Origin of the sequence: Kitasatospora sp. NPDC057965, from assembly GCF_042887135.1 — a bacterium.
GTDB lineage: Bacteria > Actinomycetota > Actinomycetes > Streptomycetales > Streptomycetaceae > Kitasatospora.
In genome coordinates this window covers 272,841-293,243 of record NZ_JBHVPZ010000001.1, presented here as the reverse complement: position 1 = coordinate 293,243, position 20,403 = coordinate 272,841, and the positions used below count along the sequence as shown (strand labels likewise).

At 76.7% G+C, this 20,403-nt stretch carries 17 protein-coding genes; 6 read left to right on the top strand and 11 right to left on the bottom strand.

Annotation, left to right across the window (positions count from 1 at the left end; genetic code table 11):
- Positions 1-217: 217 nt before the first annotated feature.
- Together ACFVVU_RS01130 and ACFVVU_RS01125 are read right to left on the bottom strand one after the other, a co-directional pair.
- Positions 218-709: a pyridoxamine 5'-phosphate oxidase family protein gene (locus tag ACFVVU_RS01130; protein WP_380684619.1), complete on the bottom strand. Its 492-nt coding sequence runs from the start codon at positions 707-709 to the stop codon at positions 218-220.
- A gap of 44 nt (positions 710-753) precedes the next feature.
- Positions 754-1,608: a sigma 54 modulation/S30EA ribosomal C-terminal domain-containing protein gene (locus tag ACFVVU_RS01125; protein WP_387787449.1), complete on the bottom strand. Its 855-nt coding sequence runs from the start codon at positions 1,606-1,608 to the stop codon at positions 754-756.
- 209 nt (positions 1,609-1,817) lie between these two features.
- Here ACFVVU_RS01125 and ACFVVU_RS01120 point away from each other — a divergent pair, with 209 nt between their 5' ends.
- From ACFVVU_RS01120 to ACFVVU_RS01105, 4 genes are all read left to right on the top strand, one after another.
- Positions 1,818-2,462 carry a class I SAM-dependent methyltransferase gene (locus ACFVVU_RS01120; RefSeq protein ID WP_387787446.1) on the top strand — a complete coding sequence of 215 codons (645 nt, stop codon included), beginning with the start codon at positions 1,818-1,820 and terminating at the stop codon, positions 2,460-2,462.
- Between the two features lie 571 nt (positions 2,463-3,033).
- On the top strand, positions 3,034-5,988 hold the full coding sequence (locus ACFVVU_RS01115; RefSeq protein ID WP_387787444.1) for a type 2 lanthipeptide synthetase LanM family protein: 2,955 nt from the start codon (positions 3,034-3,036) through the stop codon (positions 5,986-5,988).
- 197 nt (positions 5,989-6,185) lie between these two features.
- Entirely contained in the window at positions 6,186-6,377 is a 192-nt protein-coding gene (locus ACFVVU_RS01110; RefSeq protein ID WP_380684615.1) for a hypothetical protein, read from the top strand.
- Positions 6,378-6,626: 249 nt separating this feature from the next.
- The gene (locus ACFVVU_RS01105) at positions 6,627-9,641 is read left to right on the top strand and encodes an AAA family ATPase (RefSeq protein ID WP_387787441.1); all 3,015 of its coding nucleotides are present in this window, start codon (positions 6,627-6,629) and stop codon (positions 9,639-9,641) included.
- A gap of 34 nt (positions 9,642-9,675) precedes the next feature.
- On the opposite strand, the gene ACFVVU_RS01100 is transcribed toward ACFVVU_RS01105, so the two are convergent.
- A complete protein-coding gene (locus tag ACFVVU_RS01100) occupies positions 9,676-10,929 on the bottom strand; it encodes an MFS transporter (RefSeq protein WP_387787439.1) in 1,254 nt (417 codons plus the stop codon).
- Positions 10,930-10,983: 54 nt separating this feature from the next.
- On the opposite strand from ACFVVU_RS01100, the gene ACFVVU_RS01095 reads away from it, so the two are divergent.
- Positions 10,984-11,730: an AraC family transcriptional regulator gene (locus ACFVVU_RS01095; protein WP_387787437.1), complete on the top strand. Its 747-nt coding sequence runs from the start codon at positions 10,984-10,986 to the stop codon at positions 11,728-11,730.
- An 8-nt stretch (positions 11,731-11,738) separates the two neighbouring features.
- Here the strand turns inward: ACFVVU_RS01095 and ACFVVU_RS01090 are convergent, their stop codons facing one another.
- The 8 genes from ACFVVU_RS01090 to ACFVVU_RS01055 form a co-directional block, all read right to left on the bottom strand.
- Complete coding sequence (locus tag ACFVVU_RS01090; protein ID WP_387787435.1) at positions 11,739-12,611, bottom strand: virginiamycin B lyase; 873 nt, start codon at positions 12,609-12,611, stop codon at positions 11,739-11,741.
- Between the two features lie 259 nt (positions 12,612-12,870).
- On the bottom strand, positions 12,871-14,019 hold the full coding sequence (locus ACFVVU_RS01085) for an AI-2E family transporter (protein WP_387787433.1): 1,149 nt from the start codon (positions 14,017-14,019) through the stop codon (positions 12,871-12,873).
- 134 nt (positions 14,020-14,153) lie between these two features.
- The gene (locus ACFVVU_RS01080) at positions 14,154-14,585 is read right to left on the bottom strand and encodes a hypothetical protein (protein ID WP_387787430.1); all 432 of its coding nucleotides are present in this window, start codon (positions 14,583-14,585) and stop codon (positions 14,154-14,156) included.
- 126 nt (positions 14,586-14,711) lie between these two features.
- A complete protein-coding gene (locus ACFVVU_RS01075; protein WP_387787428.1) occupies positions 14,712-15,836 on the bottom strand; it encodes a winged helix DNA-binding domain-containing protein in 1,125 nt (374 codons plus the stop codon).
- On the bottom strand, positions 15,833-16,564 hold the full coding sequence (locus ACFVVU_RS01070; RefSeq protein WP_387787426.1) for a glycerophosphodiester phosphodiesterase: 732 nt from the start codon (positions 16,562-16,564) through the stop codon (positions 15,833-15,835). The genes ACFVVU_RS01075 and ACFVVU_RS01070 overlap by 4 nt, the downstream gene beginning before the upstream one ends.
- A gap of 101 nt (positions 16,565-16,665) precedes the next feature.
- Entirely contained in the window at positions 16,666-17,100 is a 435-nt protein-coding gene (locus ACFVVU_RS01065; RefSeq protein ID WP_387787424.1) for a hypothetical protein, read from the bottom strand.
- Between the two features lie 23 nt (positions 17,101-17,123).
- Entirely contained in the window at positions 17,124-17,540 is a 417-nt protein-coding gene (locus tag ACFVVU_RS01060; protein ID WP_380688157.1) for a molybdopterin-binding protein, read from the bottom strand.
- Between the two features lie 221 nt (positions 17,541-17,761).
- On the bottom strand, positions 17,762-18,970 hold the full coding sequence (locus ACFVVU_RS01055) for an ROK family transcriptional regulator (protein ID WP_380714828.1): 1,209 nt from the start codon (positions 18,968-18,970) through the stop codon (positions 17,762-17,764).
- A 152-nt stretch (positions 18,971-19,122) separates the two neighbouring features.
- On the opposite strand from ACFVVU_RS01055, the gene ACFVVU_RS01050 reads away from it, so the two are divergent.
- Positions 19,123-20,382 (top strand): MFS transporter, encoded by a 1,260-nt coding sequence (locus ACFVVU_RS01050; RefSeq protein ID WP_387787421.1) that lies wholly within the window; start codon positions 19,123-19,125, stop codon positions 20,380-20,382.
- Positions 20,383-20,403 lie beyond the last annotated feature (21 nt).

The following is a 20,403-nucleotide window of genomic DNA, read 5'->3' as shown; positions in this document are numbered from 1 at the left end:
CCCGGGGTACGACGAAAGGCCGGCGCGGCCGGGAGAGTTGACGTTCTCCCGGCCGCGCCGGACGGGCGCGGAGCCGTTCCTCCGCGCCGGGGTCCCGGTGGACCGCACGCCCCGTCCGGGAAGGGGGGCGTGCGGGGACCGGGACCCCCGGTAGGGGCCCGCGTCGGGGCGGATCGCGGGCCCGGGGCTCAGGTGTCCAGTTGTCCGCGAGCGGGCTCTACGAGGCGGCGGCGGTGCCCGCGATGAGCCGGTAGCCCGCCACCAGGTCGGGCTGGATGGCCACCGTGTGGTCCATCGAGGCGTTCACCCAGGGGCTCAACAGGGCGCGGTAGCGTGCCAGTCGGGCGGGGTCGGTGACCGGCCGGGCGAAGCCGGTGACCACCACGCTCCAGCCGAGCCGGGTCACCGGGTCGATCGCGTCCGCCTCGTAGGCGACCACCACACCGGTGTCCTCGCTGCCCGCCGCGGCGGCGGTCAGCGCGGCGCCGTCGTGCGTGCGGATCACGATGGTGTCGTCGACCAGCAGGTGGTTGACCGGGCGGATCGCGGGCAGCGCGCGGACCGTGAACACGATCCGGCCGAACGGCGCGCCGCCCAGCAGCCGCAGGGCCTCGGCCCGTTCGAGCGGCACCAGTTCGCGCGGCGGCGCCTCGGCGGGCGGTCGGGGCCGCACCACCGAACCGGCGCGGCGGGCCGGCTGCCGCGGCACGGCGGAGCGGCGCCGCTCGCGCAGCCGGCGGCGGAAGTCCTCGCTCACGAGGCGGCCGCGATCAGGCCGAGGCCGCCGTCGAAGCGCCGGTAGAGCACCCGGCCGCGTCCCGAACCGGGATGGGCGAAGAACAGGTAGGGCAGTTCGGCGGCGGTCAGCCGCTCGACGGCCTGGTCCTCCGTCAGCTCCGGTGCGCCGCACGGACTGAGGGTCAGCGGCACGGCCGGGTGACTGGGCGGTCCGGCGGCCACCGTCCGGGCCAGCCGGTAGCCGGTCGGACCGACCCGGTAGACCACCGCGTCGGTCTCGGTGGCCGGGTCGGTGAACAGGTGGATGTCGTAGTCCATCGCGTCCATGGTGCGGGCGGCGGCGTCCGGCGAGCACCACACCAGCTGGGCCTGCTTGCGCCGGACGATGGGCTGCGGCCCGACCGGGTGCGGGAGCGCGGCGCGCGTGGCGCCGGCGACCGGGCCGACGGCGTGCGGGAGAGCGACGGCGCGCGCGGCGGCCACGGTGGCCGGGGCCGCGGACGCGGCGGCGGTCAGCGGCATCCGTGAGCGGATCCGGCGCGGCCACGGCCTGGGCGTCCAGCCCGAGGCGACGGCGGCCATCCGGACGCGAAGCCCTTCGGTGATCCGGTCCAGCGCCTCGCCGAGGTCGGCGGCGGCCTCCTGGACGCGGATCCGCCGGCCGTCCACCTCGGCGTTGACCTGGGTCAGCACGCCCGCCGGGTCCGCCCCGCCCGGGGAGGCCGCCGCGCCGATCGTCCCGACCCGCACCCGCAGCGACTCCACCAGGGCGTCCGCCCCGCCCACCACGGCCGCGATCCGGGCCCTCGCATCGGCCGCGAAGCCCCGCGAAATCCCCTCGCACAACCGCACCGTGACCAACTCGCCCACCTCAGGCCTCTTCCCGTTCCGCCACACTCTGGTCCTGCCGCGCCGACCCGCCCCCGGCGGCCCCGCACTGCGGCGCGGCGATCACCATCCCTCCCCGGCACCCCGCTCACAAGGGCCGAACGGCCCCATCGGCCCGCGCCCACCGGCCCCGCCGCCGCCCGCCGCACCCCGGGCGCACCACACCCGTTCACCCGTGGCATCATCGGCCCATGACGGCCCCTGACGACCAGTCCGCGTACTGGAACTCGACCGGAACCACCAAGACCTTCGGCCATCCCCCGCACCCGGACTGGACGGCCCGCCTCGACCGGGACGCCGTCCTGCTCGACTACGGCTGCGGCTACGGGCGGCTCGCGGGCGAGCTCGCCGCGCTGGGCTTCAGCGACGTCGAGGGCGTGGACGTGGCGCCCGAACTCGTCGCCCGCGCCCGCGCCGAGCAGCCCGCCGCCCGCTTCTCGGTCCTGACCGACCCGCCGCGGCTCGAGCGCCCGGACGGCGCCTACGACGCGGCCTTCCTGTTCGCCGTGCTCACCTGCGTCCCGGACGACGCGGCGCAGGAGGCGCTGGTCGCCGAACTGCACCGGGTGCTGCGCCCCGGCGGCCTGCTGCTGGTCAGCGACTACCTGCTCCAGCCGGACGAGCGCAACCAGGAGCGCTACCGCCGGTCCGAGGCCGGCTACGGCCGCTTCGGGGTGTTCAGGACGAGCGACGGCGCGGTCTGCCGCCACCACACCCGGGAGCGGTTGGACGGGCTGTTCACGGCGTTCGAAACGGTCGAGGAGCGCGAACTCCCGGTGCTCACCATGAACGGCCGGCCGGCGGTGGCCACCCAGCTGCTGCTCGCCCGCCCCTAGAGCCGGCCCCTGGCCACAAGTCGGGGTCCCGCCCCCTCCGAAAGTAGGGGGTGCGGAGGATCGTGCGGGCGCCCCGTCACAAAGATGGGGGCCGGTCCCCCATGCCCCGACGGCCACCGCAACGACAGGATCAGCAACGAGGGCAGCGCCTTCGACGGCAGCGCGGCCCTCTCCCGGCATCGGAGGTGCGGTGGTGGCAGAGGTGGACGCCGTGCGCAGCACGCGCCTCGACGGGGGCGCCGGACCGGTTCAGGGCCCGGTCGCAACGGCGGTCCCCTCGGCCACACCGTTCCCGCACACTCCGATGCCCGGCGACTTCCCCGTACCACCGACAGCAGCACCGACCGCAGCAACACCCGCACCGCCCGCGGGATCCGCCCGCCCCGGACCGCCCGGTCCGCCGTCGGCCCCGCCCCCGATCCGTCCCGCCCTCCCCCAGACTCCCCGCTCCCACCCCGGTCGGCTCCGGTCCCCCCGTGCCGGCGGCCCCTCGTGGTGGGAGCGGGGCCTGACGCCGGGCCGGCCGGTCCCCGCCGCCCGCCCGGACTGGGCCGCCTTCACCGAGGCGGCCGTGGCCGCCGCACCGGTGCGCCCGGTGGTGCCGCGCGCCGCCTACCCGGGCCTGAGCGGCTTCGCGCTCGTCCTGCAGCCCTTCGCCGACCGCGCGCAGGTGCGGCTGCTGACCGCGCTCTCCCCCGCCGTGCGCGCCGCCGACCAGCAGGGCCGGATCGACCTGCCCGCGCTGCGCGCCGAGTTCACCGCGCGGCTCACCGAGCGGCTGGCCCGGATCGCCGCGCGCACCCTGGTCCTGGAGCTGCACACCGCGCGCGCCGCCGGGCGGCTGGCCGGCGGCACCCCGCAGGAGCGGTTCCGCTCGTTCCTCGCGCTCACCGCCCGCCGGGAGGGCCTGGCCGCGCTGCTGCGCGACTACCCCGTGCTGGCCCGGCTGCTCGCCCGCGCCTGCCTGGACGCCGCCGACGCGCACGCCGAGCTGCTCGACCGGTTCGCCGCCGACCGGGCCCCGCTGGTGACCGGTCTGCTGCGCGGCCGCGACCCGGGCGCGCTGGTCGCCGTCGAGGCCGACGCGGGCGACCGCCACCGGCACGGCCGGGCCGTCGCCGTGCTGCACTTCGCCAACGGCGCCGCCGTCGTCCACCGGCCCCGGCCGCCCGCCGCGCACCGGCACTTCAACACGCTGCTCGGCTGGTACGGCGGACGGCCCGGCGTCCCCCGGCTGCGCGCGCTGGGCCTGCTCGACCGGGGGTCCCACGGCTGGACCGAGTACGCCGAGGCCCGCCCCTGCCTGACCCGCTACGACGTCGAGCGCTTCTACCGCCGCCAGGGCGCGCTGCTCGCCCTGCTGCACGTGCTGGACGGCACCGACCTGCACTTCGAGAACCTGATCGCCTGCGGGGACCAGCCGGTGCTGGTGGACGTCGAGACGCTGTTCCACCCGCCGGCGGGCGGCCCGGCCCCCGAACCCGGCCTCGCCGGGGACCCGGCGGCCCGCGCCCTCGCCGAGTCCGTCCACCGGGTCGGCCTGCTGCCGCAGCTGCTGATCGGCGACGACGGCGCCGTGGACGTCTCCGGCATCGGCGGCGGCTGCACGGGGCGGCGGCTGTCCCCGGTCGACGGCGTGGACTGGGCGGGCGCCGGCACCGACGAGATGCGCCTGGTGCGCCGCCCCCGGCCGTTCGGCGAGGCCCACAACCGGCCCCGGCTGGGCGGCGCGCCCGTCGAACCCGCCGAGCACACCGAGGCGCTGCTGGCCGGCTTCCGCGCCGGCTACACCGCGCTCGCCGACGGCCGGGACGAACTCACCGGCCCGCGCGGGCTGCTGCGCTGCTTCGCGGACGCCGAGGTGCGGGTGGTGCCCCGGGCCACCCGGGTCTACGCCCGGCTGCTCGACGAGTCCACCCACCCGGACGTGCTGCGCGAGGCCGGCGCCCGGCAGGCCGTGCTCGACCTGCTGCGCACCGACGCGGTCGACGACCCGGGCCGCCCCGGGCTGGCCGACCACGAGATCGCCGACCTGTGGACCGGCGACGTCCCGTTCTTCACCACCCGGCCCGGCTCGCGCGACCTGTGGACCAGCGACGGGCGCCGACTGGTCGGCGAGCTGGCCGAGTCGGGGCTGGCCCGGGTCGAGGTCAAGCTCGCCACGCTCGGCGCCGTCGACCGCAAGGACCAGGAGTGGATCGTCCGCGCGGCCATGGCGGGTGCCGCCGACACCCCCGCGCACCGGCCCGGCCGGCCGGGACCGGAGAACGTCTGGGCGACCGCCCCCGAACCCGAACGGCTGCTGGCCGCCGCCCGGGGCCTCGGCGACCAGCTCGTCGCCGCCGCCTACCAGGGCCGCTCACGCACCAACTGGCTGGGGCTGGAACTGCTCGCCGACCGCTACTGGCGGGTGCGCCCGCTCGGCGCCGACCTGGCCGGCGGCTACACCGGCACGGCGCTGTTCCTCGCCCAGCTCGCCGCGCTCACCGGGACCGACCGCTACGCCGAGGTCGCCCGCCGGGCCCTCGCGCCCGTCCCCGGGCTGCTCGACTCGCTCGCCGCCCACCCCGACCACCCGGCGGCCGTCGGTTCCGGCGCCTTCGCCGGGCTCGGCGGCATCGCCTACGCGCTCACCGAACTCGCCCGGCTGCTGGGCGATCCGCTGGTCGGGGCGTGGAGCGGCCCGGCCGTGGCACTCACCGCGGCCGCCGCCGAGCGCGAGGACGACCCCGGTGTGCACAGCGGCACCGCCGGCGGGCTCGCCGCGCTGCTCGCCGTGCACGCGGCGGGCGGCGGCGGACCGGCCGGAGCCGGGGCCGGGGCCGGAACAGCGGGCGCCGGACCGGGGGGCGCCGTCGATCCGGTCGCCTCCGCCGCACTGGCCGCCGCCGGCCGCAGCGCCGAACGGCTGGCCGGCCGTCCCCTCCCCGCCGGCACCGGCTTCGCCCACGGCTCGGCCGGTGTCGGCTGGGCCCTGCTGCGCTACGCCGAGGCGGTCGGCGAACCCCCCGACGGCCCGCGCCACCGGGCCGGGCTGGCCGCCCTGCACGCCGCCACCGCGGTCCGCTCGCGCGAGGGCTCCTGGTGCCGGGGCCGCCCCGGCGTCGCGCTCGCCGTCGTGGACAGCCCGCTCGCGCTCGCCGACCGCCGGCTCGCCGAATGGGCCCAGCGCGCCGTGCGGAACACCGCCCGCGCCGCGCCACTCGGCGACCACAGCCTCTGCCACGGCGAGTTGGGCGTGCTCGAACTGCTCGGCCGGCACGGTCCCTCCGCCGGGCGCACCCCGTGGGTCCGGCGGGCCGGGGCGCTGCTGGCCGCCGTCGACCAGGACGGCGCGCGCTCGGGCACCCCCGACCAGGTCGCGCACCCCGGGCTGCTCACCGGCCTGGCCGGAATCGGGCACGGTCTGCTGCGGCTCGGCTTCCCGGACCAGGTGCCGCCCGCCCTGCTGCTGCGTCCCCGGGTCCCGGCGACCGGGGCCGACCAGCGCGCGAACACCGGTCCGCGCGCCGCCGTTCGCGCCTAGCGCCCCCATGCGCGCGCGTTCGCACCATCGCGCGCGAACGTGCGTTCCGCACCACCCGCACCACCGGCCCCTGCCGTCCGACCGAACCGGCGCGACCCGTGCGACGTCCTCTCCACCGGGCATCGTCCCGACCCGACGTCCGTACCGTCCACACCATCAGAACCGTCCATCCGCAACCACGAACGGAGCTCCGGACCATGACCAACCACGACGAGCGTCTGACCCCGCCTCAGTCCGCCGTCCGCCCCGGCGAGACGGCCGAGCACCCGGCCGGCGAGATCCGGTTGCGCCCGGGCCACGGCCTGGGCCTGCGCTCCCGGCTGCTCGCCGGAACCGGCGGCGCCATCCCGCCGATCGTCGAGTTCCCGACCATGACCACGCCCTTCTGAGAACCGCCCGTGCCACCGCACCACCCCCGGTCCTGAGCGACCGGACCGTCCGCCGCCGGGGAACGGGCAGCCCCCCGGCGGCGGACCCGCGCGGACTCACGCCGACCCGTGCGAGTCCGCGGCACCGGCCGCGCGGGCACCGCGCTCCGCATGTGGTCGTACGGTAACCACCCGGTGGTGCCGCCGTGTCCGCTCCGTGACCGACCCACCACTCTTCAGAACCGATACCCCGTCAAGTAGCCTGCGGCCATGCGGACCACGTCGTCGATCACCGTCGGCCGCGCGACCGAGCTGGCGATGCTCGGCGACGCGCTGGCCACCGCCCGCCAACAGGGCGGCGGAGCGGTCTTCCTGCTCGGCGAGGCCGGCATCGGCAAATCCCGGCTGGCCGGCGAATGCGCCTACCAGGCGTACGGGCTGGGCCTGCCGGTGCTGCGCGGGCGGGGCAGCTCGACCGGCACGGTGACACCGTTCCGGCCGCTGATCGAGGCGCTCTCCTCCCGCTTCCGGGCCGCCGGACCGCCCACCGACCCCGAACTCGCGCCCTACCGGCCCGCACTGGCCCGGCTGGTCCCGGAGTGGCGGGACCCTGCGGCGGCCGGCGCGGGCGTCTATCCGGAGAGCGTGGTCGAGCTGGCCGAGGCGCTGCTGCGACTGCTCGCGGTGCTCGGCCGCGACCAGGGCTGCGTCCTGCTGCTGGAGGACCTGCACGACACCGACGCGGAGACCGTCGCCGTCCTGGAGTACCTGGTCGACAACCTGGCCGGCCTGCCGGTCCTGCTGCTCGCCACGCTGCGCGCCGAACCCGGCCCCGCCCTGGAGCTGGTGCGCGCCGCCGAGCGCCGCCGCGCCGCCACCGTCACCGAACTGCGGCCACTGCCGCCCGCCGAGGTGGCCGCGCTGGCCGCCGCGATCCTGGAGGGCGAGAGCGCCGACCTGCCGGAGGCGCTGATCGGGCACCTCACCGCGCGCGCCGACGGCTGCCCCTACCTGGTCGAGGAGTTGCTGGCCGATCTGCTGGACTCCGGCACGCTGTGCCGGGCCGAGAACGGCCGCTGGGCCTTCGCCGACGGGTCGCGCCCCGGCGTGCCCAGCACCATTGTCCGCAGCTGGGGCCACCGGATCGACCAACTCGACCCGCAGGTAAGGGACCTGCTGCTGACCGCGGCCACCCTCGGCAGCCGCTTCTCGGTGACCACCGTGCAGCTGATCACCGGGTACGACGACCGCACCCTGTTCAGCCACCTGCGCTCGGCCTGCGAGGCCAACGTGATCGTGCCGGACGGCGCCGCCCCGGACCGCTACGCCTTCCGGCACGCGCTGACCGCCGACGCGGTGACGGCCGCCCTGGCTCCCGCCGAACGCGCCGCACTGGCCCGCCGGGCGGCCCGTGCGATCCTCCGCGCCGACCCCGACCTCGTTGAGGAACGACGCCAGTTGGTCGCCTCACTGCTGCTCGCCGGCGGGGACCGGGCCGGTGCGGCGGTGCACTTCGCGGAGGCCGGCCGACGGGTGCTGGAGGCGGGCGCGGCCGGGTCCGCGGTGGTCCTGCTGGAGCGCGCGCACGAGCTCGCCGGGGACGCCGAACGGGCCGGCGTCACCGAGCGGCTGCTGCCGGCGCTGGCCGAGGCCGGACAGCTGGACCGGGCCTTCGAGCTGGTCCGGACCCTGCCGCCGGTCCCGCCCGCGCCACCCGCCGGCGCCGTCCCGGCCGTCGAGCGCCGGATCGACCTGCACACCCGGCTCGCCTGGGCGGCCGTGATGGCCGAACGCGGCGCCGACGCCCTCGACCAGGTGGCCGCCGCACGCACCCTCACCGCGGGGCGGCCCCGCCCCGAGCAGGACGCCGCGCTGGCCGTCGTCGAGGGCCACCTCGCGCTGCTGCCGGACGGCGGGTCGCCGGGCCCGGACGGCGCCCCCGGTGGCGCCCCGGACGAGCCGCCGAGCACCCCGTCCCAGGCCCCGGACGCGGCGGACCGACTCGCCGAGGCCGAGTCGCGCGCCCGCCGCGCCGCCGAGGTGGCCGAGCGCTCCGGCCTGCCGGTGGTCGCCTGCCAGGCCTGGCAGCTGCTCGCCCTGCTCGCCCGCGAACGCGGCTTCGACGCCGCCGACGCCTGCCTGGAGCGGATGCTGACCGTCGCCGAGGCGCACGCCCTGCCCGTCTGGCGGGTCGAGGCGATGCTGCGGCTGGGCGCCAACGCCTTCATGCGCACCGGCGACGGCACCCGGCTGGAGCGCGCCCGGGAGGCCGCCGCCGGGCTCGGCGCGATCGTGCTGACCCAGACCCTGGACGGCCTGCTCGCGATGAACGCCGTGATGCGCGGCGAGTGGAGCACCGCCCGCGCCACCGTCGACCGCTGCCTGGACGCCACCGCCCGCCTGCACAACCTCGCCGCCCACCGCTACCTGCTGCTCTCCTCCGCCACCCTGGCGGCCCACCTCGGCCGGACCCGGGAGATGGAGAGCGAACTGGCCCGGTTCCGGCAGGCCGGCGGCGACGAGTCCTTCCTGACCCCGCTGCGCTACGGGCTCTGCCGCGCGGTCGGCGCGCTGCTCGCCGAGGACCGCGCGGGGGCGCGCGCCGAACTGGACGCCGGGCTCGCCTGGGAGGAGCGCCACCCCAGCGTCTTCTACCTGGCCGGACGGCACGGCCTGCACCCGCTGCTGGAGGTGGCCGAGGGCCGCTGGGGCCGCGCCGAACTCGACCCGGCCACCGCCGCGCCCGCCGCCGAACTCGCCTGGAACCGCCAGTTCCTGCGCTTCGCCGACGCGGTTCTGCTGGGCCGCGAGGGCCGGCCCGAACAGGCCGCCCGCGCCCTCGCCGAGGCCCGGCCGACCGCCGCGGCCTTCCCGCTCGCGCACCACCTGGCACTGCGGATCGCCGCCGAGGCCGCGCTCGCCGACGGCTGGGGCGAGCCGGTGGCCTGGCTGCGCACCGCCGAGGAGTACTTCCACCAGTTGGAGATCCAGCCGGTGGCCGCCGCCTGCCGCACCCTGCTGCGGCGGGCGGGGGCGAGCGTCGCCCAGCACCGCGGCGGGCGCGACGCCGTGCCGGCGGACCTGCGCACCTGCGGGGTGACGGTCCGCGAGTACGAGGTGCTGGTGCTGCTCGCCGACCGGCCCGGCAACCAGGAGCTGGCCCGCAAACTGTCCATCTCCCCGCGCACGGTGGAGAAGCACCTGGCCAACCTGATCGCCAAGACCGGCCGCCGCGACCGCGCCGCGCTCTGCGCGCTCGCCACCGAGCTCCGCACCGCCCCCTGAGCGCCCGCCGCCCTTGGCACACCGCCGGTCGGGCTCAGGGCCGCCCCGCCCGCCCGCCGTTCCCGGCCTCCTGCCACGGCACGGCCTTCGGCGGCTGCGGCGCGGCCGGCTCGCGCGGGGCCCCGTCCGGCTCGGGCAGCCGGCGGGCGAGCGCCCAGGCCAGCGCGCACAGCACGGCCAGCGGCGCGAGCGCGGTGCGCAGCCCGGTGTGGTCGGCGAGCAGGCCGATGGCCGGGCCGGCGAGGCCTCCGACGCTGACGGCGAGGCCGAGGGTCACCCCGCTGGCGGTGCCGATCCGGCTCGGCAGGTAGTCCTGACCGAGCGTCACCTGGAGCGAGAACGGCACGTACAGGGCCAGCGAGATCAGCGCGGCGAAGCCGTACAGGGCGACCGGTCCGGGCACCAGCAGCAGTCCGGCGACCGCCGGGACGGCGGCCGCGTAGGAGAGTCGGACCGTGCGCACCCGGCCCCAGCGGGCGGCGCACCAGCCGCCGAGCACCGTGCCGACCGCGCCGCCGGCGAACAGCGTGAAGAGCGCCACGGTCCCCGTCCCGGAGTCGCCCCGGCCGAGCCGCTGCTGGGCGTAGAGGGCCACGAAGGAACTCAGCCCGACGAAGACCACCGAGCGGCAGCCGATCACCCCCGAGAGCCACAGGAACGCGGGCCGGTCGTCACGCCGGGCGTCGCCGGTGCCGCCGGCAGCGGGCCCGGCGGCACCGGCGGCCAGGGTGCGGACCACCGGTGCGGTGAGCAGCGCCGCGGCCAGCGCGGGCACCGCCAGCCAGGGGGTCGCGCCGAGGCCGCCGGCCGCCAGGACCGGGCCGACCATCAGCGGGGCGAGCGCGAAGCCGATGTTGCCGCCGAGCGAGAACCAGCCCATCCGGGTGTGGCTGTCGCCGCTCGCGGCGCGGGCCAGCCGCGCGGACTCGGGGTGGTAGGCGGCGACCCCGACGCCGGAGAGCGCGACCGCCGCACAGAGCAGCGCGTAGGGGCCGAACAGCCCGGCCAGGCCGACGCCGGTCCCGGCGGCCGCGGTGGCGGCCGGGATCAGCCAGGGCATCGCCCAGCGGTCGGTGAGCGCGCCGAACAGCGGCTGCACGATCGAGGAGAGCAGGGTCGCCGCCAGCACGACCCCGGCGGCGGAACCGTAGTCGAGGCCGCGCTCGGCGACCAGGAAGGGGACGAGGGCGGGCACCACGCCCTGGTAGAGGTCGACGGCGGCATGGCCCGCCGCCAGGACCGCGATCGGGGCGGCGCCGGACGGGACACGGGATCGGAGAGTGGTCACGGAGCGATCCTCGGCCCGGCACGTGGTGGCGGACTTCCGATAAAGTGCCGGACGATGCCGAATTCCCGCCAACCCGACGATTCATCCGATCTGACGGTCACCCGACCGCTGGCCGCCGGCTCGACCGTCTCCGAGCACCGGCACGAGGTGCACCAGATCGTCTACGCGGGCAGGGGCGTGCTCGCGGTGACCACCGCCGCGGGCACCTGGGTCGCCCCGGCGACCCGGGCGCTGTGGATCCCCGCCGGGACCGGCCACCGGCACCGCGCCTACGGACCCACCGTGCTCCACACCGTGGGCCTGCCGCTGGGGCACAATCCACTGCGGCTGACCCGCCCGGCGGTGCTGGCGGTGGGCCCGCTGCTGCGCGAACTGCTGATCGCCTACAGCAGTCCGGGCACCGAGGGCACTCCCGAGGGACGCCGGATGCTGGCCGTCCTGCTGGACCAGCTGCGCCGCGCCCCCGAGCAGCCGCTGCACCTGCCGGTGCCGCGCGACCCGCGGCTCGCGGCGGTCGCCGCGGTGCTCGACGCCGATCCGGCCGACGGCCGCGCCCTCGGCGAACTCGGCCGGGCGGCCGGGGCCGGTGAGCGCACGCTGAGCCGGCTCTGCCGCGAGGAACTGGGCATGACCTTCCCGCAGTGGCGCACCCAGCTGCGGCTGCACCACGCCCTGCGCCTGCTGGCCGAGGACGTCCCGGTCACCGCGGTGGCGCACCGCTGCGGCTGGGCCTCGGCCAGCGCGTTCATCGACGTCTTCCGCCGCACCTTCGGCCACACCCCGGCCGCCCACCACCGCTGACGGACGCCCTACGGTGCCAGCCTGACGATCTCCCCGATCTCCAGGGCCGCGTGGACGGCGCCGTCCCGGGTGACGGCTATGCCGTGCGGCTCGGCGCCCTCGACCGGCAGCGGGTGGCCCGCGTAGCGGCCGTCGGGGGTGAGGGAGCCGATCCGGCCGGCTCCCCACTCGGTGAACCAGAGCCGACCGTCCGGCCCTGCGGCGATGGCGTGCGGGCGGGCGGCGCGGTCGGGCAGCGGATGCTCCGTCACCTCGCCCGCCACGGTGATCCGGCCGATCCGGCCGGCGCCGATCTCGACGAACCAGAGCGCGTCGCCGCCCCGGGCGATGCCGACCGGGGCGGCGCCCTCGGTGGGCAGCGGGTGCAGGGTGACCTCGCCGTCCACGGTGATCCGGCCGACGGCCCCGCCCTGGTTGAGGGTGAACCAGAGGGCGCCGTCCGGCCCGGCCGTGATCATCGACGGGTAGCCGCCGGAGACCGGCAGCGGATGCTCCGTCACCTCGCCGTCCACGGTGATCCGCCCGATCCGGTCGGCGTTCAGCTCGGTGAACCAGAGCGCCCCGTCCGGCCCGGCCGCGATCCCGTACGGACCGCCCTCGGCGGGCAGCGGGTAGCTGCGGGTCTGGCCGTCGACGGTGATCCGGCCGATCCGGTGGTCGCCCGTCCGGGTGAACCAGAGTGCCCCGTCGGGGCCCGCCGTGATCACCGCGGGCGCGCAGCCGGGCGCGTCCAGCCCGTAGCGGGTGACGGTCCCGTCGGCCGCCAACCGCCCGACCTCCCCGGCGTGCACCAGGGTGAACCACAGCGCGCCGTCCGGCCCGACGGTGAGCCCGTACGGTCCGGCCGCCCCGTCCGACACCACGATCCGTTCCACCGTCATCTCCCCCACCGTCATCCTCCGACCAGCGCCTCTCCTCGGCCGTCCGGCGATCCCTCCGCCCCGGCCACGGCACTCTGCCCCACCCGTCCGGCACCGGCAACCGGAATTCCGCGGCGGCGGGCCACTGGTCCGACCGGCGGGCGCGGGCCGCGGCCGCCGGCTCCCCGGGTCCGTGGACGGCGGACCCGGACATCGTCCTCCACGCGGCGCTCTTCGTGCGCGCCGCCGAGTAGACGCTGCGGCGTGGCCGTCCGCTCGCCTACTCCCGAGGCTCCTGAACCGGGTCCGCGAGGGGTTCGGTCCCTCCGCCGTTCCGCTCCCCGCGCCGCCTGCGGCCGGGGTCGCCGCGCAGGACGGAGACGACCCCGAGCCCGGCGGCGCAGACCGGGACGGCCAGCAGGGCGCCGATGATGCCCGCGATCCCGGAGCCCGCCACCACGGCGACCATGATGGTGGCCGGGTGCAGCTCCACCGTCCGGCTCTGGATCAGCGGCTGGAGGACGTTGCCCTCGACGACCTGGACGGCGAGCACCACGCCGAGCGCCCAGAGCCCCGTGCCCACGCCACCGTCGGCGAGGGCGACCAGCACCGCCACCGTGCCGGAGAGGAAGGCGCCGACAAACGGGATGTAGGCGCCCATGAAGACCAGCGCGCCGAGGCCGGGCGCGCCGGGGACTCCGAGGACGAGCAGTCCGACGGTGATGAAGAAGGCGTCGATGAGGGCGATCAGAGTGGTGCCGCGCATGAAGCCGGCCATCGCCTCGAAGGCCCGCTCACCGCAGGCCACCACCGTCTCGGCGGTGCGGTCGGGCAGGTAGGCGCGGATGGTCTCACCAGTGCGGTGGCCGTCGCGCAGGAAGAAGAAGACCAGGGCGAGCGCGAGCACGCCACCGGTGGCGACCTGGGTGGCGAGGCCGAGGCCGGTGAGCACGCTGTCGGTCAGGGTCGTGACGAGCGTGCTGGTCTCACCCTTGGCGTTGTCCAGCACGTGCCGGATCTTCTCGCCGAAGGGGCCGAGCCATTCGGCGAGCCGGTCGCCGGCCTCCTGGAGGGCGGTGGCGATCTGCGGGGCGCTGTGCACCAGGGAGTTGACCAGCAGGGCGATGACCGTGCTGACGGCGGCCACCAGCACGGCGCAGGTGAGTCCGGCGGCGAGGGAGCGGCTGACGCCGCGTCGGACCATCCACGGCATCACTGGCTGGAGCAGCGAGGTGCCGAGCAGCGCCAGGATCACCGGCACGGTGGCGGCACGCAGTTCGACGAGGGCGAAGACGACGAGCGAGGCGACGGTGATCAGCAGCACCAGCGCCGCGGACCAGGCGGCGGCCGCCCGGACCGGGGCCGGCAGCATCAGATAGGGGCGCCGGTGGTCGGCGGGTGGCCGTTCGGACGGAGTCTGCCCCGACATCCGTTCCTCCGTCCGGTCGATCGGTCCAGGTCTGCCCCATCTCAGCAGATGATCCGATCATGCGCCTGTTTTATCCCTTTTGGACGGCGCCCGCCCCGGCGGTCACCTCACGACCGGGGCGGGCGCGCCGGCGCTCAGTCGCGGGACTCGAACAGCCAGGCCTGCCGCTGCTCCTGGACCTCCAGCGGCCGCAGTGCGGTGCGCGGCGGGAAGATGTCCAGCACGCTCAGGTCCAGCGCCAGCTCCTGGCCGTCGACCGGACCTCCGGGGACGACGACGTGGAAGGAGGACCGCTCGGCGGCCTGGTAGAGCGCCCATTCGAACGCCTCCTCGGTTCCCCGGACCTGCTGGTTCACCTCCGGCGGACCGTCCAGGCCGACGTAGTCGCCGTGCCGGAGGTTCCTGATGACGATGTTTCCGTTGTCGAGGCCGGCCACCTCCCACTCCTGCTCCCCGGGCTCACCGGTCGAATTCAGGACGACCACGAACTCCTTGGAGGCCTGGAGGGTGAGCAGCTGCTCGGTGGGCTTGGCGATCGCGTAGACGCCATTGTGCACAGGGGCCACGGCCGACTCCACTTCGGTAGGGGTGGGTCGATTCAAGCCAGTCGAACCGGTACGGACACGGAGCACCGCCGCCGACCCACTCCAATGAGTCACGGCGCCCGCACCTGCGTCCGACCGTCGAACGCGCTAGCCGGCCTCCTCGAAGCGCACCGGACCGTCGCCGCCCGCGAAGGCGAGCACCCGTTCGGCCTCGGCCAGTGCCGCGTCGCGGTCGGCCCGGCCGAGCGGCGTGAACGGGCGGACCGTCACCGACCGGGCCCCGGCGCCCTCCTCCGACAGCTGCCAGCTCCCGGCAACCAGGCCGTCCACCAGCAGGGTGCCGAGCACGATGCCGTTCTGGGTCATCACCCGCGGCCGGTACTCCTCGGGCAGCACCCGGGTGCGGTCGGCGTGCGAGAGCAGCAGGTTGTCGAACGGAGCGACCAGCCGGACCGCGGCGGGGGTGTCCGGATCGGGGCGGGGCGCCTCGGGCAGGTCGTACAGCAGCCGGCCCTGCTCGTCGCGGAAGGTGACCAGGCCCGGGGCGAGCCGCTTCAGCACCGGGGCGAGCCGGCTGAGGCCGCACCACTTCTGCAGGTCGGCGGCGGTGGCCGGGCCGAAGGCGGCGAGGTAGCGCAGCGCGAGGGCGTCCGGCGGGGGCACCGGGTCGAGCGGCCGGCCGAGCCAGGCCTCGGCGGTGGTGTGCGCCGCGGGACCGCCACGACCCCACAGACCGCGCGGCGGGACCTGCACCAGCGGCAGCAGGCAGCGCGCGGCCTGGGCGAGCGCGGCCGGATCGCGGTCGGGGCGGGTGGCGGCCAGTTCGGTGCCCAGCCGCAGGAAGGTGCGGGGCTCCGCCTCGACGAGGGCGCGCGCCTCGACGGCCAGCGCGTCGAGGTCGAGGCCGGTCAGCCGCTTGCCGTAGGTGGTGCGCAACTGCTGTTCCAGCAGCGGCTGCAGCAGGGGCCGCAGGGTCAGGCAGTCCTCGGCGGTGACCAGGTGGATGGTGCCGCGCTGGAGGGCGATCCGCACGACCCGTCGGGTCTCGATCAGCCCGGTCAGCGCCTCGGGGGTGAAGCCGTCGAGGCGGGCGAGCAGACCGAGGTAGGGCGGTTGCGGGGCGGCCTGGGCCTGGAGGCCGCCGAGGTGTTCGATCATGTCCGCCGGGGTGGCGGCGCTGCGCTCCAGCAGGTGCTGACGGGCCAGCAGCGCGCGGCCGAGCGCCCGCGGGCCCAGCACCCCGCCGTCGTCCCCCCGCGGACCCCCGGTCACCGGCGGCCGTCCAGGACGGAGCGCAGCAGGGCGATCCGGTTGCTGGTGATCGAGTCCACGCCGGCCTCGGTCAGCTTGCGCATGGTGCGGCGCAGGTCGGCGGTCCAGGTGGAGACGGCGAGGCCGGCCTGGTGGGCGGCGGCGGTGAAGGCGGGGGTGGCCAGGCCGAACGGCGGGTTGATGTACCGCGGGCGCAGGTCGTCGAGCAGGGCGCGCACGGGCAGCCGGGGCTGCTTCCAGGTGAGCGCGATCTCGGCGTCGGGGGCGAGCGCCCGGACGGCCAGCATCGCGGCGGTGGGGCCGCAGAAGCCGACCCGCTGCTCGGCGCCGAGGTCGGTGACGACCTCCCAGGTGGCGGCGGCCGGGCCCGCGTCGTCGAGGTCGATGAGGAGCTTGGCGCCGGGCGCGGCGGCGGTGGTGGCCTTGAGCGCCTCGGCGAGGGCGGGCACGCGGTACCGGCCGTCGTCGAAGGCGTCGAGCTGTTCGGCGGTGAGCCGGGCGAGCGGGCGCGGGTCGCCCCAGAGGCGTTCGAGGGTGGCGTCGTGCAGCAGGACCGGGACCCGGTCGCGGGTCAGCCGGACGTCCACTTCGACGGCGTCGGCTCCGGCGGCGAACGCGGACTCGACGGAGGGCAGGGTGTTCTCGCGGTGGCGGTACGGGTCGCCGCGGTGGGCGACGGCGAGGACGGGGCGGCGGCGGGCGGCGGAGGCGGTCATCGGTCCGTTCATCGATCCGTTCTTCGGTCCGGTCATCGGTCGAGCGGCGGTCTCGGCGGGCGGCGGTCTCGGCGGGCGGCGGTCTCGGCGAGTGGGCCGGGCGGCGGCCGGGGTCAGCGGAGCTTGCGCGCCAGCCACGGGGTCAGGGTGTACAGGGTGACGGCCTCACGGTAGCTCCGCTCGCCCGGCACGGTGACGATCATGGTGCAGGAGGGCGGGAAGACCCGTTGCTTGAGGTGGACCAGGCCGGTCCAGACCGAGTTCAGGAAGGCCGGGACGCCGTCCCGCGGCACGTCGAAGGCGATGGTGTCGACGGTGACCACGGCCTCGTCGTGGACGAAGAGGCGGACGGTCACCTCGGGCGGTCCGGTGATCTCGACCAGCGCCTCGTGCGGGATCCCGCCCGGTTCGTCGGCGCCGACCAGGCCGGCGAAGGTCTGGTCGCGGCCGATGTCATGGCTGGTCCGCACCGAGTGGCCGTGCCGGGCGGCCATCACCTCGATGGCGAAGACCGCGCTCTGGGTGGACGGCAGCGCTTCGTGGGGCATCGGTGGTCCCTTCCTCTGGGCGCTCAGCGTCGTTCGATCATCACATTGGTGGACTTGATGACTGCCGTGGCCGCCGCTCCCGGCACCAGCTCCAGCTCCTCCGCCGACTCCCGGCTGATCAGCGACACCACCCGGAACGGCCCGGCCTGAATCTCCACCTGGGCCGCGACGTCGCCGAGCACCACGTCGGTGACGATGCCCGGGAAGCGGTTGCGGGCCGAGGAGGGCCGGCCCTCCTCGGCGGCCGTCTCCGGGCGGGCCAGTTCCCGGGCGAAGGCGGCCAGCTCGGCGCCGGCGATGATGCGGTGGCCGTGCCCGTCGCGCTCGGCGGAAATCCGGCCGGCGTCCACCCAGCGGCGCATGGTGTCGGCGCTCACGCCGAGCAGCGCGGCGGCCTCGCCGATGCGGTACGGGTTGGCCGGTGCCCCGGGCTGGCCCATGGTTGCGACTCCTGACGGTGGTGCGGACGGTCGGCCGGCAAGCGGGAGTCCCTGGTCCGCCCCCGCCCGGTCCCGGCCCGCGGCCCATCCTGCCGTACCGGCCGACCGCCGGTGCACACCCCCGTAGGGGCCTCCTTCGAACTCCCGCCCACCGAGCCGCGTCCCGGCACGCACTCCCCCGGCTCGCCGTCCGGGCCGGGGCGGGAGTTCGACGACGGCGCCTACGGTTCGCCGAAGAGGTCCCGGCGGACGGCGTCGCCGGCGGTGAGCACGGCGCCGCCGAGCACCGCGCCGCCGCCCGCCTCGCCGGGGCGGACCTCGGTGCGCAGCGGGGAGAGCCCGGCGAGCCGCCGCTCCACCCGAGCGGCGAGTTCGGCGCCGCCGGCCCGGCCGATCTCGCCGCCGAGCACGACGCAGCCGGGGTCGAGCACCACGCAGACCGCGGAGACGCCGAGGGCGATCCGCTCGGCGAGCTCGTCCAGGAACGGCCCGCCCGGCAGCCCGTCGCCGAGGGCGTCGAGGGCCGCGCGGACGGCGGTCTCGGCGGCCGCGGCGTCGTCGGCCGGCCCGGCGGGCAGCCCGTGGGCGCGGGCCAGCGCGCAGACGGCGGCGCTGCCGGCGACGCTGTGGAAGCCGCCCTCGCAGCTGGTCGCGGAGGGCAGGGAGACGGTGCCGGGGACGGGCAGGAAGCAGATCTCACCGGTGCCGCCGCCCGCGCCGCGGCGCAGCTTGCCGTTCAGGACGACGGCCGCGCCCACGCTGTGGCCGAGCCAGACGAGCACGAAGTCGTCCCGGCCGCGGGCGGCGCCGATCCGGTACTCGGCGCGGCCGGCGAGGTTGACCTCGTTCTCCAGGATCACATCGGTGCCGGGCAGCTCGCGCAGGGCGGCGAGCAGGTCGACGTGCCAGGCGGGCAGCACTCCGGTGGACTGCAGCCGGCCGGTGGCCGGGTCGACCAGGCCGGGGGCGCCGACGGCGACGGTGTGCAGGTGCTCGACGCCGGCCCGGCGGGCGGCGTCGAGCAGGGCGGCGACGATCCGGTCGGCGGCGGCGCGGTGGGCGGCGGCGTCCGGCCCCGGCTCGGCGACGGCGACTTCGGCGCCGGCCAGCGTCTGCCCGGCCAGGTCGGCGACCACCAGGGTGACGCCGCCGGAGCGGACGTCGACGGCCCCGAGGTGGGCGCGGGAGGCGACCAGGGCGTAGAGCCGGGCGTTGGGGCCGCGGCGCTGCTCGCCGCGTTCGCCGACGACGGCGACCAGCCCGGTCCGCTGGAGCCGGTCGAGCAGGTCGGCGACCGTGGGGCGGGAGAGCCCGGTGAGATCGCGCAGCTCGGTCGCGGTGAGTGGTCCCTGGTCGAGCAGCAGGTTGAGCGCCAAGCGGTCGTTGATCGCCCGGGCGGTGCTCGGCGTGGCCGTGCGCGCGGTGGTCATGGCCGGACATCCTTCCAGAGTGTTTCTATCAGGGTCCCTTCCTGATAATTTATCGAACCGTCGCCGCACTGCCACGTCGACGGGCACCACCGCACCCCCACACCACCCCCAGGGCACCGCCGCGCCGCGCGCGGCCGGGAGGGAAGAACCGGATGACCACCAGCCCGACCACAGGACCACTCTTCGACGACCGGGGCACCGCACGCCGGGCCCGCATCGCCGTCGCCCTCGTCTTCGCCGTGCACGGCGCCGTCGGCGGCACCTTCGCGAGCCGGATCCCGTGGCTCAAGGACCACCTCGACCTCTCCCCCGGCCAGCTCGGGCTGGCCCTGGTGATGCCGGCCATCGGCTCGTCCCTCGCGATGCCGCTGGCCGGCCGGATCGTGCACCGCTACGGCGGACGGGCCGCGGTGGGCGGACTGCTGGCGCTCTGCTGCCTGATCCTCCCACTGCCCTCACTGGCCCCCTCACTGCCGGTGCTCTGTCTGTTCCTGCTGACCTACGGCGCGGCGGCGGGCATGTCGGACGTCGCGATGAACGCGCAGGGCGTGGAGATCGAGCAGCGGCTCGGCCGCTCCATCATGTCCGGGCTGCACGGGATGTGGAGCGCGGGCTGCCTGGTGGCGGCCGGCGTCGGCATCCTGGCCGCCCATCAGGACTTCGACCCCCGGGTGCAGATCGCCGTCACCGCCGTCGTCCTGCTCGCCCTCACCCAACCGGCCTGCCGCGCGCTGCCGGACCTGCGGGCGCCCGAACAGGCCGAGGCGCCACCGCGGTTCGCGCTGCCGCCGCGCAGTTCCCTGGTGATCGGACTGGTCGGCTTCTGCGCGGTGTTCGCCGAGGGCGCCTCGATGGACTGGAGCGGCGTCTACCTGCGCGACGTCACCGGCGCCTCACCCGCCGTGGCGGCGGCCGCCTACACCGCGTTCTCGCTCACCATGGCGGTCAGCCGGCTGGCCGGTGACGCGGTGATCCGCCGGCTGGGCGCCGTCCGGGCCACCCGGCTGAGCGGTGCGATCGCCACCGCCGGCGGGCTGCTGGTGGTCGCGGCCGACCGCCCCGCGCTCGCCGTCCCCGGCTTCGCCCTGATCGGGATCGGCGTCGCCGTGGTGGTCCCGCTGGCCTTCGCCGCGGCCGGCCGGAGCGGTGGCAACCCCAGCCAGGCCATCGCCGGCGTCGCCACCGTCACCTACACCTCGAGCCTGATCGCCCCGGCGATCGTCGGCGGACTCGCCCAGGCCACCTCGCTGACCGCCTCCTTCGGCGTGGTCACCGCGCTCTCCGTGGCCCTGCTGCTGAGCGCGGGGGCGCTGCGCCGGGCCGAGGGGCAGGCCGCGGACGGCCCCGGCCCGGAAAGCGTGATCACTCCGGAATCAAAGAACGCTTTCGAAAAAAATACCCCTGCGATATGATGGGAAATTCCTCGGGGAATT